The organism is Paenibacillus sp. P2(2022) (genome assembly GCF_029522175.1).
Taxonomy (GTDB): domain Bacteria; phylum Bacillota; class Bacilli; order Paenibacillales; family Paenibacillaceae; genus Paenibacillus; species Paenibacillus polymyxa.
On record NZ_JAKWFI010000035.1, the window covers coordinates 1 to 625 of the forward strand.

The 625-nt window shown below is 53.3% G+C and carries 1 rRNA gene; it reads left to right on the plus strand.

Annotation, left to right across the window (positions count from 1 at the left end):
- Positions 1 to 625 (plus strand): 23S ribosomal RNA (locus tag MMB75_RS26035); the annotation flags it as partial.

A 625-nucleotide genomic window follows, 5' to 3' on the forward strand; every position in this document is an offset into this window, starting at 1 on the left:
GGGTGATGGCGTGCCTTTTGTAGAATGAACCGGCGAGTTACGTTCCCGTGCAAGGTTAAGGTGAAGAGCTGAAGCCGCAGCGAAAGCGAGTCTGAATAGGGCGAATGAGTACGTGGACGTAGACCCGAAACCGGGTGATCTACCCCTGTCCAGGGTGAAGGTGCGGTAACACGCACTGGAGGCCCGAACCCACGCATGTTGAAAAATGCGGGGATGAGGTGGGGGTAGCGGAGAAATTCCAATCGAACCCGGAGATAGCTGGTTCTCCCCGAAATAGCTTTAGGGCTAGCCTCGGAAAGAAGAATCGTGGAGGTAGAGCACTGATTGGGTGCGGGGCCCGCAAGGGTTACCAAGCTCAGTCAAACTCCGAATGCCATAGATTTAGTTCCGGGAGTCAGACAGTGAGTGCTAAGATCCATTGTCGAAAGGGAAACAGCCCAGACCATCAGCTAAGGTCCCCAAGTGTGTGTTAAGTGGGAAAGGATGTGGAGTTGCACAGACAACCAGGATGTTGGCTTAGAAGCAGCCACCATTGAAAGAGTGCGTAATAGCTCACTGGTCGAGTGACTCTGCGCCGAAAATGTAACGGGGCTAAACACACCACCGAAGCTATGGCTTGATGCTT